This is a genomic window from Rahnella sp. JUb53 (assembly GCF_004346065.1).
Classification (GTDB): domain Bacteria; phylum Pseudomonadota; class Gammaproteobacteria; order Enterobacterales; family Enterobacteriaceae; genus Rahnella; species Rahnella variigena.
This window is the reverse complement of sequence record NZ_SLYT01000006.1, coordinates 238499-253213: the sequence shown is the minus strand read 5'-3', so window position 1 is coordinate 253213 and position 14715 is coordinate 238499. Positions and strand designations below refer to the sequence as shown.

General features: G+C 54.2%; 11 protein-coding genes. 8 read left to right on the top strand and 3 right to left on the bottom strand.

Annotated features, from left to right (window positions below; all coding sequences use genetic code 11):
• Positions 1-136: 136 nt before the first annotated feature.
• The 3 genes from EC840_RS16130 to ascF form a co-directional block, all read right to left on the bottom strand.
• The gene (locus EC840_RS16130; RefSeq protein WP_132966120.1) at positions 137-1216 is read right to left on the bottom strand and encodes a cellulase family glycosylhydrolase; all 1080 of its coding nucleotides are present in this window, start codon (positions 1214-1216) and stop codon (positions 137-139) included.
• A 364-nt stretch (positions 1217-1580) separates the two neighbouring features.
• Positions 1581-3011 carry a 6-phospho-beta-glucosidase gene (locus tag EC840_RS16125; protein ID WP_132966118.1) on the bottom strand — a complete coding sequence of 477 codons (1431 nt, stop codon included), beginning with the start codon at positions 3009-3011 and terminating at the stop codon, positions 1581-1583.
• Between the two features lie 20 nt (positions 3012-3031).
• Entirely contained in the window at positions 3032-4501 is a 1470-nt protein-coding gene (gene ascF, locus EC840_RS16120) for a PTS cellobiose/arbutin/salicin transporter subunit IIBC (RefSeq protein WP_132966116.1), read from the bottom strand.
• 291 nt (positions 4502-4792) lie between these two features.
• Between ascF and EC840_RS16115 the strand changes: the two genes are divergently transcribed.
• The 8 genes from EC840_RS16115 to EC840_RS16080 all read left to right on the top strand — a co-directional run bounded on the left by EC840_RS16115 (position 4793) and on the right by EC840_RS16080 (position 14715).
• Positions 4793-5809: a LacI family DNA-binding transcriptional regulator gene (locus EC840_RS16115; protein ID WP_132966114.1), complete on the top strand. Its 1017-nt coding sequence runs from the start codon at positions 4793-4795 to the stop codon at positions 5807-5809.
• A gap of 135 nt (positions 5810-5944) precedes the next feature.
• Positions 5945-6172 carry a hypothetical protein gene (locus tag EC840_RS16110; RefSeq protein ID WP_120163975.1) on the top strand — a complete coding sequence of 76 codons (228 nt, stop codon included), beginning with the start codon at positions 5945-5947 and terminating at the stop codon, positions 6170-6172.
• A 347-nt stretch (positions 6173-6519) separates the two neighbouring features.
• Positions 6520-8604, top strand: a complete 2085-nt coding sequence (locus EC840_RS16105; protein ID WP_132966112.1) for an EAL domain-containing protein — start codon at positions 6520-6522, stop codon at positions 8602-8604.
• A gap of 773 nt (positions 8605-9377) precedes the next feature.
• Complete coding sequence (locus EC840_RS16100) at positions 9378-10112, top strand: FCD domain-containing protein (RefSeq protein ID WP_132966110.1); 735 nt, start codon at positions 9378-9380, stop codon at positions 10110-10112.
• Positions 10105-11127 (top strand): ABC transporter ATP-binding protein, encoded by a 1023-nt coding sequence (locus EC840_RS16095; protein WP_132966108.1) that lies wholly within the window; start codon positions 10105-10107, stop codon positions 11125-11127. Before EC840_RS16100 ends, EC840_RS16095 begins: the two co-directional genes overlap by 8 nt.
• Positions 11124-12239: an oligopeptide/dipeptide ABC transporter ATP-binding protein gene (locus EC840_RS16090; RefSeq protein ID WP_129639929.1), complete on the top strand. Its 1116-nt coding sequence runs from the start codon at positions 11124-11126 to the stop codon at positions 12237-12239. The genes EC840_RS16095 and EC840_RS16090 overlap by 4 nt, the downstream gene beginning before the upstream one ends.
• A 38-nt stretch (positions 12240-12277) precedes the next feature.
• Entirely contained in the window at positions 12278-13753 is a 1476-nt protein-coding gene (locus EC840_RS16085) for an ABC transporter substrate-binding protein (RefSeq protein ID WP_243701082.1), read from the top strand.
• Positions 13754-13770: 17 nt separating this feature from the next.
• Complete coding sequence (locus tag EC840_RS16080) at positions 13771-14715, top strand: ABC transporter permease (protein ID WP_013575713.1); 945 nt, start codon at positions 13771-13773, stop codon at positions 14713-14715.

Sequence of the window (14715 nt, the reverse complement as noted above, 5' to 3'; positions counted from 1 at the left end):
CATTCACTGGCCTTCGCTCGCGAAGGCTTTTTTTTTATAATTTCTGCATCAGGCGATATCAATGTTCAGGACAGATATGAGACGCATATTGCCTGCCGTAAAACCTGACGCATTGAATAAATCACTGCCCTGAGCGTTATTTCATTCGTGTTAAACGGCGAACCAGGTCCATTTCTGCACGACGGAACGGAATGCCGTATTCATCCAGCACATCGTGAAACCACAAATGCGCATAATCGTGATTGCCCTTACGCACCGAGGGCCACGGCAGCGTGGTCTGCGTTTTACCGCGCACTAATCCCCACTGATAACAGCCCGCATTGAATGCGCTGAACAGCGGCAGTTGCTCCTCGAACACGCTGCCGACGTGGCGCGCCAGCCATTCGGTACATAACACCGGACGGTCAAATTTCTGCCAGAAACGCAACGCCTGCAAAAGTTTCGGCGTGGCGACGTAGGCGTGGAAACTGATGATATCGGAAAGTTTTGCCGCTTCGACATCAATGGGATGGGTGAAAAACTCGTTTTCCGGCTCATCCGGATCCTGCGAGAAATGCCATGCGCCGACAGTCAGCGGCTGAAGCGGATCTTCATCCCGCGCCCAGACAAACGCCTTTTGCATCAGTTCCAGCGCAAAGACTTCGAGTTTTTCATCGTATGACACTTCCTCAAGCCCGCTGGCAAAGGTGCCACGGTTGCCCGGCTCGTTATACAAATCCCAGATGGCGATACGTTCATCGGTGCGGAAATAACGGACAATATCGCGCACATAACGCTCCACTTCCGGCCACATATCGCGGTTACACACCACATCGCGCCCCGGACTGGCTGCCGCCTGGCTGTTATGTTTACCCGGTTCCGGCGCTTTTTGCGGTCCGAGGAACGGTTCGTCACCGGAGAACCCGCAGTCATCCATCAGCGTCAGCATCACTCTAATCTGATAACGGGCGGCAATCGCCAGAAACGCGTCAATGCGCGCCAGCAAACCGTCGCGATCATCCTGCCAGACAATAAACGGCAGATTGATGCGCAGCTGGTTGTAACCCGCCTCATGCGCCCAGCCGAGTTCCTGATCGATAGTTGGCGCATCAAAAGTCTCGCGCTGCCAGAGTTCCGTCCAGTTCACTGCCGTGCGTGGCAGATAGTTAAATCCACAAATCCAGCCTTGTTGCTGGCTCCACACGGATGCCTGCTCCCTGCTCCACTGCTGTTTCATTCATCGCTCCTGAAGTTAAATGCATTAACTGACATTATTAGCTGTCTTTTATTCTCTGCAGAGAATGGCTGCAAATTAATTGCTCAGGTTATGGAGTTGAGATCACACTCTTTTTACCTGATTTGCGCAGCTATCAGGGGATTTTAATGCGGTGACAAAGTGTGAAATTAAAATAGAGCGAAGGGATAAGCCGGAGTGAAAAATTCTATTGCATACAATGAGATAATTATATTGCACGTTTGTTACGGATAATAATATTAATCACCATAAATAATGGCGGAAATAACGGCAGTAAATAAGATGAATGATTAATGCTTTCCGGTTAAGGGGAATATCGGAGATGCAGATATTCCCCTTTGCAGAATCAGTCCAGATCCACGCCGTTGCTGGCGATCACTTTCTTGTACCAGTAAAACGATTTTTTTCTTTTTCTTTCCAGCGTGCCATTTCCGGCATCATCACGGTCGACGTAAACAAAGCCGTAGCGTTTACTCATTTCGCCGGTCGAAGCGGAAACCAGATCGATACAACCCCAAGAGGTGTAGCCGATCAGCGGCACGCCGTCGGTGATCGCCTCGCCCATCGCGTGAATATGCTCGCGCAGATAGCTGATGCGGTAGTCGTCGTTGATTTCACCTTGCGCGTTGATTTCATCTTTCGCGCCGAGGCCGTTTTCCACCAGGAATAATGGTTTCTGATAGCGGTCGTACATCATGTTCATGGTGATACGCAGGCCGAGCGGATCGATTCCCCAGCCCCATTCGCTGGCGTCGATGTAGGGGTTTTTCAGCGATTTGACGATGTTGGCCGCGCTGCTGTTGTTGTCGTTCATGTCTGCCGATGCGCAGCGTGAGGCGTAATAACTGAACGAGACGAAATCGACGGTGTTTTTCAGGATCTCTGCGTCGCCCGGTTCCGTCACCACGTTCACGCCCTTCTCTGCAAAGACCCGCCGGGTGTACGTCGGATATTCGCCGCGCGCCTGCACGTCGATAAAGAACAGGTTTTCGCGATCTTTCTGCAACGCTGCCCAGACGTCCGCAGGCTTGCAGGTTTGCGGATAAAAATTCCCGCCCGCCAGCATACAACCGACCTGATTTTGCGGATTCACTTCATGGGCGATTTTGGTCGCTAAAGCGCTGGCAACCAGCTCATGATGCGCGGCCTGATATTTCACCTGCTCCTGATTTTCACCTTCTTCGAAGACCAGACCCGCCCCGGAGAACGGGCTGTGCAGCAGAATATTAATCTCGTTAAACGTCAGCCAGTATTTCACCAGTCCGTCGAACGCCTCAAAGCAGGTACGCGCATAACGTGCAAAAAACTCGACCATTTTACGGTTACGCCACGACCCGTATTCGATCACCAGATGCATCGGCACATCGAAATGACACAGCGTGACCAGCGGTTCGATGCCGTACTTTTTGCATTCGGCAAACACGTCGCGATAAAACGCGATCCCTTCCGCGTTCGGTGTCAGTTCATCGCCGTTGGGATAAAGCCGGCTCCAGGCAATCGACGTGCGGAACACCGTAAAGCCCATTTCGGCCATCAGCGCGATGTCTTCTTTATAACGGTGATAGAAATCAATCGCCTGATGCGCCGGATAAAACTCGTCTTCTTTCAGTGAGAAACGTTTTTCCTGACCCGTTTTAACCGCCAGACGGTGCGCGCCGTGCGGGATCATATCGACCGTGGTCAGGCCTTTTCCTCCTTCAAAACTGCCACCCTCAGCCTGATTTGCGGCAATCGCGCCGCCCCATAAAAAACCTTCAGGAAATGCTGATGCTGCCATGAGAAATCCTCTCCTTTAATTTATTTAACTGCGCTCTGCGAAACCGCAAAGGCGGCGGGAACCGTTGATTCCGGCGCTGTATTTTTTGGCGCCACGGTTTCCACCGGAATATCTTCAAATCCGAGTAACAGCGTGGTGAAAAAGGAAATCACCACCGCGAGGATCATTACGCCCGCGACCCAGACAATGCTCATCGGGTTTGACGGGTCAAAGAACTGCACGCTGGTAAACAGCCCCGGCGACGCCATCGAATGGCTGGCAAGTCCGCCTAATCCGGCCACGCCACCGCAAATGAAACCACTGATTAAACAGGCGATCAGCGGACGTTTCAGGCGCAGCGCCACGCCGTACAGCGCGGGTTCGGAAATCCCGGCGACAATCGCCGATGCCGCCGCCGCCAGCGCCGTCTGACGCAGTTCCGGGTTTTTAGTACGCCATGCGACCGCCAGCGAAGAACCGCCCAGCGACAGGTTCGCGCCAATTTCCGACGGCATCACCATCCCTTCTTTGCCGGTTTCGGCGATGGTCTGAATAATGGTTGGCGTGAACACGCGGTGCATGCCGGTCATCACCAGCAGCGGCCAGGCCGCCCCCATAATGGCGACCGAAAGCCAGCCGAGATAACTGTGAACGGTGTACACCACCGCCGAAATCCCGGTACCGATCCAGATACCCAGCGGGCCAATCAGCATGATGGCGACCGGTGCCGCAATCAGCATGATCAGCATCGGTTTGAGGAAGTTTTTGGTCACTACCGGCGTAATACGATCGACCCATTTTTCGATGTAAGACAGCAGCCAGGTCATGCACAACGCGGGAATAACCGTGTAAGTGTATTTCACCGCCGTCACCGAAATACCGATAAATTCGACTTTCTGTCCCTGCGCCGCTTTCGCCATTAAATCGATAAATGCCGGATGCACCAAAATCCCGGCAATGGCAATCGCCAGCGACATATTGGTTTTGAATTTCACTGCCGCCGACGCCGCCACCATCACCGGCAGGAAGAAGAACGCGCCGTCGCCGATGGTGTTGAGGATAATCAGCGTTGAGGCCCCCTTGTCGAAGACGCCGGTCATATCCAGGATCATCGCCAGCAGTTTGACCATCGAGCCACCGATAATCGCCGGGATCAGCGGTGACATGGTGCCGATCAGCGCATCCAGAATGCCGGATCCAATCCGTTTGAGCGTGATTTTGCTTTTGTCCGGCGCGTCATCACTGGCCGCAGCAAAGCCTTCCGGCAGCAGTTTCAGCACTTCAGCGTAGGCCTGAGAAACGTTGTTACCGATGATTACCTGACACTGTTTTTCATTGCGCACCACACCCATCACGCCGGTAATGGCTTTCAGCGTGGCGGTATCGACGGCAGATTCGTCATTCAGCACGAAGCGCAGGCGTGTCATGCAGTGCGTCACTGCTGCCACATTCTCTGCACCACCGATTGCCGCGACAACCGACTGTGATATTGCTGCAAAATTTTTAGACATGAGAACAACTCTCTCGGATTCATAGGGTTATGAATGTTTTTCAGAAGCCCTGGCTTCTGTGAAACCGCTTTTTATGCAACGTACTGGTTCTTTTCTGAAAGGCTGTGAAACGATAGGTAACCGGTTTCATACGAGAATGTGCAGTTCTATTCCTGACATCAATAAAAATCTGCAACGCTGTTTTATTTTTGTGATGGCGATCTCCCGCTGGCGTTGAGCCGGGCTCAATTCATCGCAAAACGCGCGGAATGTGTAGAATGACGGATAATTTTTCTTTTTGGGGTGCGGCTGATGTCAACAATGCAGGAAGTGGCTAATAAAGCAGGAGTTTCCAAAGCCACCGTTTCCCGAGTGCTTTCCGGTAAGGGATATGTGAGCCAGGAAACCAAAGATCAGGTGTTTAAAGCGATTGAGGAAGCGGGCTACCGGCCAAATCTGCTGGCACGGAATCTGGCGACCAGCAAATCCATGTGCATCGGACTGGTGGTCACCAACACCCTGTATAACGGCAATTATTTCAGCGAGTTAATCTCACAGGCGGCAAAAAAACTCGATGCCAACGGACGTCAGCTGATCCTGGTCGATGGCAAACACAGCGCCGAAGAGGAACGCGAAGCCATTCAGTTTCTGCATGATTTGCGCTGCGACGGCATTATTATTTATCCGCGCTTTTTATCCGTCGATGAAATGGATGACATCATCGATAAATATAATAAGCCGGTGATGGTAGTGAACCGTAAATTACGAAAACATCAGAGCCACTGTATTTATTGCGATCACAAAGGTTCAGGTCTCCAGGCCACCAATGCGCTGATTGAGCGCGGCCATCGCAATATTGCTTTTATTACCGGCTCGATGGATTCCCCGACCGCGATTGAGCGCCTGTCAGGTTATAAAGAGGCGCTGATGGCAGTTGGTTTACCAATAAATGATGCACTGATTATCCCCGGTAAATGGTCAGCAGCCAGCGGTGCCGCCGCCGTAGAAGCCCTGCTCGCCGCCGGTCAGACATTCAGCGCCATTCTTGCCAGTAACGATGAAATGGCGATCGGCGCGATGAAGAAACTGAATGATGACGGAATTGCCGTCCCCGCCGATGTTTCGGTGATCGGGTTTGATAATATCCCGACTGCGGCGTTTCTTATTCCGGCGCTGTCGAGCGTGAAAGATCCGGTCAGCGATATGGTCAGTGAAGTCATCAGCCAGATTATTTCCATGCTCGATGGCGGTTATTTGTCCGAACAGAATAAGTTTGTATCAGAGCTTATTTTGCGGGAATCGGTGACGAGCGGACCGGCTCTTCCTTAAGCTTTCCGTAAACGCGGTTTAAATTATCCGTTAAACACCACCGATTAAGCCTTTTCCGAATTGTCGTTTATCCCTTTGCCCTGCATTGTGCGCGTGAACATGATCCACCGTCATGACGGGACACAGGAAACAAAAATGAAAAAATCTGGAATGGTTGTTCTTTGCGCAGCGCTGCTGGTTGCGAGTGTCAGCGTCTTTGCTGAAGGCCCGCATCAGCCGCCGGTTAAAGAGCCGCAGCCGGTACATAAAACGCACAAGCCGGTTGTTCATCATCAGCCTGCGCATCACAAAGCTAAACCGGTGCCGGTTCATCACAAGGTGAAACCAAAGCCGGAGATGAATAAGCCCGAACATCGCGGCTAAACAATTTCATGACAAGCCGCACACTGTTGCGGCTTTTTTGCATGCTGATTAAACACGTGTAACGCCTGAACGTTGTGTGCCTTTTTATTAAAGTTACTTCCCCGTCTGCCGATAACTTCCGTGCTATTTAAAACCCAAAGAGTGAATTTCACTTAAGGCCGATCTTTTTGCTAAATACGCTTAAATTTAAGCACGTTAGAAGCAAAATTTGGCGAAGTAAGAATTATCTTATGCTAACGTTTCATCCGCACATCACAGCAAAAATGCGTCGGGACAGGCGCACTATTTAGCCGGACTTTAGTACGGAAGGATCCCCGTAAAGGCGGCAGGCTAGCAGGCAAAATAAAATGAGCGAAGATTCTGATGTATTGTATCGGTTGCTGGTTCAGCGCGTAGAAGACTACGCGATTTACATGCTTAAACCCGATGGCATTATTGCGAACTGGAATGCCGGTGCGCAGAGGGCAAAGGGTTATACGCCCGAGGAAATAGTCGGAAAGCATTTTTCGTGTTTTTACACCGAAGAAGACCGCAAAAGCGGCTGGCCACAGCACGGCCTGGAAACGGCGCGCGAGACCGGCCGCTATGAATCCGAAGGCTGGCGACAGCGCAAAGATGGCACTCTCTTCTGGGCGCACATCATTATTGAAGCGTTGCGTGAAGCCGGTGAAATCATAGGTTTTGCCAAAATCACCCGCGATGTGACAGAACGTCGTGAAGCCGAACAGGCATTGTTACAGGCCAAAGAACTGGCTGAATCTAACAGTGAGCAACTTGCTTCCCTTTCGCAGTTTCTGAATACGGTCATCGCCAATATCCCGTCATCCGTGATTGTTGAGAATGCGGTTTCCCGCGAGATCTTACTGGTTAACCGTCAGGCAGAACGTTTACTGGGCATTTCACGTAAAAAAATGCTCGGTAAACGTCCGCAGGATTGCATGGGTTCAGGGCTAAGCACCTTTATCAATAAGCAGTCGGACGAGTGTCTGCGCGCAGAAGGTGTTCACCGCAGCGAACAGCAATTGCTGACCGCCATCGGCGACCGCACGTTACAAACCACCAGTTCGGTGATCCGCGGCAACGATCCGCAGACCAGCTACGTGATGATGATTGCCGACGACGTGACGGATCAACAGGCTGCACATGCCCGAATTCATCATATGGCGCATCACGATAATCTCACCAGCCTGCCGAACCGCATACTGTTCAGCCAGCGTCTGAGCGAAGCCCTGCAACGTGACAGTTGTAGCCATAGCCACACCGCCACGCTGTGTCTGGATCTCGATAACTTCAAAAACGTCAACGACGCACTGGGCCATCAGATTGGTGATGAACTGCTGCGCGCGATTTCCAAACGCCTGCGCATGACGCTGCGTGATGACGATACGCTGGCGCGCATTGGCGGCGATGAATTTGCCGTGGTGCTGCCGGGACTGAAAGACATTTCAGCGGCACATCAGATTTCTAAACGACTGATTGAATCAGTGCGCCCGCCAGTGATCATCGACGGCCATTCGCTGTCTGTCGGTCTGAGCATTGGTATTGCGCTGGCAGATTCGGCAGAAAACACCCCGGATCAGTTACTGCGTTGCGCAGATATGGCGCTGTACGAAGCCAAACGTAATGGCCGTAACCGCTACGAAGATTTCCGAATCGAAATGGATGCCGCCGCCCGCAAACGCCGCGTGGTAGAAATGGATTTACGCGATGCGATTACCTGTAATCAGCTGCGTCTTTATTATCAGCCGATCACCGATGCACGTCATGATGCCGTCATCGGATATGAAGCGCTGATGCGCTGGCAGCATCCGGAAAACGGGCTGATTATGCCGGTCGATTTCATTCCGATTGCGGAAGAAACAGGACTGATCCACAGTCTTGGCTCATTTGCCTTGCACGAGGCCTGCCGCGAAGCCACCACATGGAAAGGCAATCAGACGGTTGCGGTAAACCTTTCGCCGATCCAGTTTAAAAACAGCGGGCTGGTGTCTGTGGTGGAATCTGCGCTGGAAGCCTCGGGGCTGGATCCGTCGCGTCTGGAAGTCGAAATCACCGAATCGGTGTTGCTCGATAACACACTGGGAAACATCAGCATCCTGCGCAAACTGAAGGCGCTCGGCGTGCGCATTGCACTGGATGATTTCGGCACCGGTTATTCGTCGCTGAGTTATCTGCGCTCCTTCCCGTTCGACAAAATCAAAATCGACCGCTCGTTCATCAATGACATGCAGGACAGTCGCGAAGCACTGGCGATCATCCGCGCCATCACTGGCATGAGCCGCAGTCTGGACATTCAGACCACAGCAGAAGGCGTGGAAACCGACGAGCAGTTCCGGCGTCTGAAAGAAGAAGGTTGTACGTTGTTCCAGGGATATTTCTTCGGACGGCCTCAGCCCTCAGAGTCAAGACTGGTTGGGTTTGCACCCCTCTGATGATAGGTATTAGACACGGGTTTTGTCGGGAGTGATCGGGGGAACAGCGGTATATATGGCTGTTATTTCTGACGATAACCCCAAACAAAGACCGTGGGTTGCCACCCACACTGGCCCTAAGAGGCGCCTGTCGCCGCGCCTCTTAGGAATCTCCGGCTCTTTTACTGCGCGCTCCGCTCGCTGGCTATGTTTCAGGTATCGCAGCGACAGGCTGGAAATCTTGCCGCTTCGCGATACCCTCTCTCGGTCCCGGAGCCTTGGGTCTCCGGGCCGCTCCGTTCGGCAAGATTTCTGAATCGCCCGCACGATCTTAAATTCAAAGGCAGATTATTTTGGGTTTTGCCCTGGCTACTCTGCGAAAACCTGACCAGTACTCACAAACTTGCAGACGAAACCACTGCCCGTGTCCGCTACGACTTGCGAATTATTCCTTAATACCCCGCCCGACCCTTTCCTTCTTTGGTGAAGCAACCATATAGCGAACCATTAGCCAACTTATTACGCTTATTTGATCTACTTCTCATACCGCCACACCACGCACCATTACGATCCGTTAACATTAATTTAACGCACCACGCGTGTGCATATCAGCCATATATCAACACCTTATAAATACTGAAAGCGATCTTCCAATTAAAGTGTGTAATTTTTAGTCGTTTGAAATTAAAAACAAATTTCCCGTTCTGCCTAAGTTTCTCATGAACCATTAAAAAATTGGTTCAGAAAATGCAAAGGACTGATTAACGATTTTATTCCCAGCGGGAAACTGAAATATGCCAACAAATTCCGGGGCGCTGTCCCCTTCTAACGGGACCTCGAACTCAGCACTGGAACAGCTGCGTCAGCTGATACAGCAGCATCCCGATCAGACTCAGCCGTTACCGGCGGAACGCGATCTGATGCAAATGTTTGACGTCGGCCGCCGTGAAATCCGCCGGGCGCTGGATGTGCTGGCAGAAGAAGGCCGTGTGTGGCGCAAACAGGGGAAAGGCACGTTTATCGGGCCGAACGGTCCTGCGCAGCCGCTGAGTTTACAGACGTTACCGAAGCAATCGAACTTGCAGGAAGTGATGGAAGCGCGTTTGCAGCTAGAACCGGGGCTGGCGAAATACGCCGCACTGCGCGCCACGCCGGAACAGATACAGCTGATGCGCCGTTTGCTCGACAAGGTGAAAACCATGTCGCGCGGCGATCCGGATCAGATTGAACTGTGGGACAGCGCATTTCACCGCGCAATTGCCGATGCCGCCGGTAACCGGCTGTTACTTGGATTGTTCGATGCCGTCGATGCCATCCGCCGTGATCCAAGCTGGCTGGCGGTGCGTAACGCCGCACGAAATCAGGAGCGCCTGAACCGTTACGACGATCACCATGAGCGCATCGTAGAACACATCGCCGCACGCCAGCCCAAAGAGGCCGCCAGAGTCATGCGCGAGCACCTTCTGGCGCTGCAACAGGCGTTTCTTTCCACCCTGAATGATGATGACGAGGATTTTACTGATGACTGACCCGGCCAAACCCGTCACGCCGCTGTTACATATCAGCGACCTGCGGGTGCAGTTTTCCGGCTCCCCCGCGACCGTGCTCGACGGCATTTCCTTGCAGCTGGAAGCCGGTAAAACGCTGGCGCTGGTCGGGGAATCCGGTTGCGGCAAAAGCGTGACATCGCTGGCGCTGATGGGGCTATTGCCTGCCAGCGCCAATGTGTTGCAGGGCGATATCCGCCTGAATGACACCTCGCTGCTCGGGCTATCTGAACGCCAGTACGCAGACCTGCGCGGTCTGGAGCTGGCGATGATTTTTCAGGAACCGATGACCTCACTCAATCCGGCGCTGACACTCGGCGATCAGCTCGCTGAAGCCGTAGTGCGTCATCAGGGTGCGGATAAAAAACAGGCACGAATGCAGGCGCTGGAAATCCTGAAAAAGGTGCAAATTCCTGCGCCGGAATTGCGGATGGACGCTTATCCGCACCAGCTTTCCGGCGGTATGCGCCAGCGGGTGATGATTGCGATGGCGCTGATCAACCGTCCGCAATTGCTGATTGCCGACGAACCGACTACCGCGCTGGACGTCACCATTCAGGCGCAGATCCTCGCCCTGCTCAACCGCATTCAGCAGGAAACCGGCAGCGCATTATTGCTGATCACCCATGACCTCGGCGTGGTGGCGGAAGTCGCTGACAGCGTGGCGGTGATGTATGCCGGACAAATCGTCGAACAGGGTCTGGTGGCCGATATTTTCAATAATCCGCAGCATCCGTACACCATCGGGCTGATGGGATCGATGCCGTCGCTGGCCTCGCGTCAGGGCGCGCTTTCCACCATTCCCGGCGCCGTACCGTTGCCGAAAGACATGCCGAAAGGCTGCCGGTTTTCGACGCGCTGTCCGTTTGCCGATGCGCGCTGCCATCAGGAACGTCCGGCGATGCGTCCGCTGCATCAGTCTTCGCACCACGTCGCCTGTTTTTATGCGCCGCTGGAAAATTTTTTTGCCCTGTCCGCTGAAGGAGCCTGCGCATGAGTCTCGCACCCCGCCCCATTCTGGAAGCCGCCGGGCTGACCAAAGTCTTCAAAGGCCCTTCAACGCTGTTCACGAAACCCAAAATCGTGCAGGCGGTGGATCGCGTTTCGCTGCGCGTCTGGCATGGCGAAACGCTGGCGATTGTCGGCGAATCCGGCTCGGGAAAATCGACCCTTGGACGTCTTTTATTACAGTTACTCAGCGCCACCGACGGCGACGTGTTTTATGAAGGCGAAAACCTGAAACTGTTTTCTGCTGACCAGATGAAAAAGCTGCGCCGCGACCTGCAAATCATTTTTCAGGATCCGTTTGCCTCGCTCAACCCGCGCATGACGGTAGAAGAAATCGTTGGCGAACCCCTGTGGTTGCACAACATCGTCAGCGGCAAAGCGGACAGGCAGGCCAAAGTGCGCGAACTGCTGACCACCGTCGGCCTGCCCGCCGCATTCAGTAACCGTTATCCGCATGAGTTTTCCGGCGGTCAGCGCCAGCGTATCGGCATTGCGCGTGCGCTGGCGTCATCGCCAAAACTGCTGCTGGGTGATGAGCCGGTGTCGGCGCTGGATGTGTCGGTACAGGCGCAGGTAGTCAATCTGCTGGAAAATCTTAAACAGCAGTTTGGCCTGACTATGATCGTCGTCGCGCACGGTCTGGCGGTGATCCGCCATATGAGCGACCGCGTGGCGGTGATGTACCTCGGGCAAATCGTCGAACTCGCCAGCACCGATGACATTTTCGACCAGCCGCTGCATCCGTATACCCAGGCGCTGATCGCTTCCGCGCCACAGCTCGCGCCGGGGGTGAAACGTCCGGTCCCACTGCTGCAGGGCGATATGCCCAATCCGGCCAATATGCCGACCGGCTGCCGTTTCCATACCCGCTGCGCCTACGCCACCGACGAATGTCGTCTGGTGGAGCCGCAACTTGAAACCGTCAGTGACAACCGCATGGTGGCCTGCCACCGCTGGAGCGAACTGCAACGGGATCGCACTTCGGTGCTGGTTCCGCCGCCGTCCGCCGCTTTCACCTTACGGCGTGCGCTGTTTGAACAAGCGAGCCAGAACCGGCTTTCACTTTCCACTCCGACATCAACTCTGGGAACCCGACCATGAAATTTGCACCCCGCTTAACTGCCTGCATTCCGGCCTTCATGTTGCTGACGTCTGCGGGCCTCACCCATGCGGAAAGTACCCTGCGTATCGGCCTTGGCAGCGATCCTGACATGCTGGATCCGGCCACGGCGCGCACCTATTACGGGCGTTTCGTGTTCAGCGCCATGTGCGAAAGGCTGGTGGATGTCGATCAGCATCTGCAAATCGTACCGGGTCTGGCGAAAGACTGGGCATACAGCGAGGATGGCAAAACGCTGACCCTGAATTTGCGCGAAGGCGTGACCTTCCAGGACGGCGAAAAATTCGATGCGCAGTCGGTGAAATACAACATCGAACGTTATCTGACGCTGCCGGGTTCTTTGCGTAAAAGTGAGCTGTCCTCGGTTGAATCCGTGGAAGTCACCGCGCCGTACACCGTGGTTTTCCATCTGAAAACGGCAGATGCCGCGCTGCTGATGCAACTGACTGACCGCGCGGGCACCATGATGGCGCCAGAGGCAACGGCCAAGGGCAACGTAGCCGCGCATCCGGTCTGTTCCGGCCCGTATGAGTTTGTCAGCCGCGTTCAGCAGGATCGCATCGTGCTGAAACGGTTTGAGAATTACTGGAACAAAGCCGCGTATCACTTCGATAAAGTGGTGTTCCTGCCGATCCCGGATGCGTCCGTGCGCCTGGCTAACCTGCGTGCGGGTGATCTGGATATCACCGAAGGTATTGCCGCCAGCGACACCGCCACGGTGAAAGCCGACAGCAATCTGCAACTGGCCAGCACCACTGGCCTGGGGTATATGGGGCTGACAACTAACCTCGCCAACGGCACCGCCAACACCAATACACCGCTGGCGAAAGATGCCCGTGTACGTCAGGCATTATCGCTGGCGATTGACCGCGACGCATTGAATCAGGTGGTGTTCCAGGGGCAGTACACGCCGGCGAATCAGGCCTTCTCGCCTGCCAGCCCGTATCACGCCGACATTCCGGTGCCAAAACGCGATATCGAAAAAGCCAAAGCGCTGCTGGCGGAAGCCGGTGTGAAAACGCCGCTGACCATTGATTTCCTGGTCGCCAACAACCCGACGTCCCAGCAGGTTGCGCAGGTGCTTCAGGCGATGGTCAGCGAAGCGGGCATCAACCTGAATCTGCAAATGACCGAATACGCCACGCTGCTGGATCGCCAGCAAAGCGGTGAATTCAAAATGAGCATGTCCGGCTGGTCAGGACGCCCGGATCCCGACGGTAATATCTTCTCGTTCCTCAATACCAAAGGCGGTCTGAACGATGGCAAATACAGCAATCCGCAGGTTGACCAGTGGTTGCAGGAAGCCCGTCTGACCAGCGATGTGGAGAAGCGTAAAGCCCTCTACAAACAGGTCGTCGTACAGGAAAACCTCGACGATCCGCTGGTGTATCTGTACTTCGAACCGCGCATTTTCGGTATCAACAAGAAAGTGACCGGTTTCGTGCCTTACGCCGACGGGCTGATCCGTTTGCAGGGTCTGGCGCTGAACAAGTAATTGCCTGAGGAAAGACAATGTTAGAACTGGTGGTGAAACGGCTGATTTCAGCCATACCGACGTTGTTTCTGGTCACGCTGATGGTGTTCTCTTTGCAGAAATTGCTGCCGGGCGATCCGATCACCGCGATGGCTGGCGAGGAACGGGATCCGGCAGTCATTGCGCAGTTACGCGAGCAATACCATCTGAATGATCCGATCCCCAGCCAGTATTTCCACTGGGTCGGCAACGCGCTGCGCGGTGATTTCGGCACCTCGCTGCGCACTCAGGAACCGGTGTTACAGCTGATCGCCAGCAAACTGCCGGTGACGCTCGAACTGTCGCTGCTGGCGATGATTGTGGCGCTGATCATCGGCATCACTATGGGCGTGCTGGCGGCGGTGAACAAAGGCACCTGGATAGATAACGGCACCAATTTTCTGGCGCTGTCGGGGATTTCGATCCCCCATTTCTGGCTGGGTGTGCTGCTGATTATGCTGTTCTCGGTGAAACTGCACTGGCTTCCGGCGTCCGGTTACGTGCCGTTCTCAGAAGATCCGCTGCAAAACCTGAAAACCATGCTGCTGCCTGCGGCGGTGCTCGGTACCGGCCTTTCCGCCACGCTGATGCGCCATACGCGTGCGGCGATGATTGCAGTGCTGAAAGCCGATTACATCCGTACCGCCCGTGCCAAAGGACTGCTGCCGAAAAAGGTGATCATGAAACACGCGCTGCGCAATGCGCTGGTGCCGATCATCACGCTGACGACCTTGCTGTTCGGCGAACTTCTGGGCGGCGCGGTGCTCAGCGAGCAGGTATTCACCATTCCGGGCTTTGGCAAAATGATTGTCGATTCAGTGTTTAACCGTGATTACGCCGTGGTTCAGGGCGTGGTAATGGTGGTCGCGGTCGGTTTTCTGCTGATGAATCTGCTGGCCGACGTGTTGTATGTGCTGGTCAACCCACGTATGCGGAGAGCCTGA

Bases quoted from the DNA above. Each gene is read 5' to 3' on its own strand.
- EC840_RS16100 (WP_132966110.1), top strand. From the start codon at position 9,378: ATGCCAACAAATTCCGGGGCGCTGTCCCCTTCTAACGGGACCTCGAAC.
- EC840_RS16110 (WP_120163975.1), top strand. From the start codon at position 5,945: ATGAAAAAATCTGGAATGGTTGTTCTTTGCGCAGCGCTGCTGGTTGCG.
- EC840_RS16095 (WP_132966108.1), top strand. From the start codon at position 10,105: ATGACTGACCCGGCCAAACCCGTCACGCCGCTGTTACATATCAGCGAC.
- EC840_RS16125 (WP_132966118.1), bottom strand. From the start codon at position 3,011: ATGGCAGCATCAGCATTTCCTGAAGGTTTTTTATGGGGCGGCGCGATT.
- EC840_RS16085 (WP_243701082.1), top strand. From the start codon at position 12,278: ATGTTGCTGACGTCTGCGGGCCTCACCCATGCGGAAAGTACCCTGCGT.
- EC840_RS16090 (WP_129639929.1), top strand. From the start codon at position 11,124: ATGAGTCTCGCACCCCGCCCCATTCTGGAAGCCGCCGGGCTGACCAAA.
- EC840_RS16080 (WP_013575713.1), top strand. From the start codon at position 13,771: ATGTTAGAACTGGTGGTGAAACGGCTGATTTCAGCCATACCGACGTTG.
- EC840_RS16105 (WP_132966112.1), top strand. From the start codon at position 6,520: ATGAGCGAAGATTCTGATGTATTGTATCGGTTGCTGGTTCAGCGCGTA.
- EC840_RS16115 (WP_132966114.1), top strand. From the start codon at position 4,793: ATGTCAACAATGCAGGAAGTGGCTAATAAAGCAGGAGTTTCCAAAGCC.
- EC840_RS16130 (WP_132966120.1), bottom strand. From the start codon at position 1,216: ATGAAACAGCAGTGGAGCAGGGAGCAGGCATCCGTGTGGAGCCAGCAA.
- ascF (WP_132966116.1), bottom strand. From the start codon at position 4,501: ATGTCTAAAAATTTTGCAGCAATATCACAGTCGGTTGTCGCGGCAATC.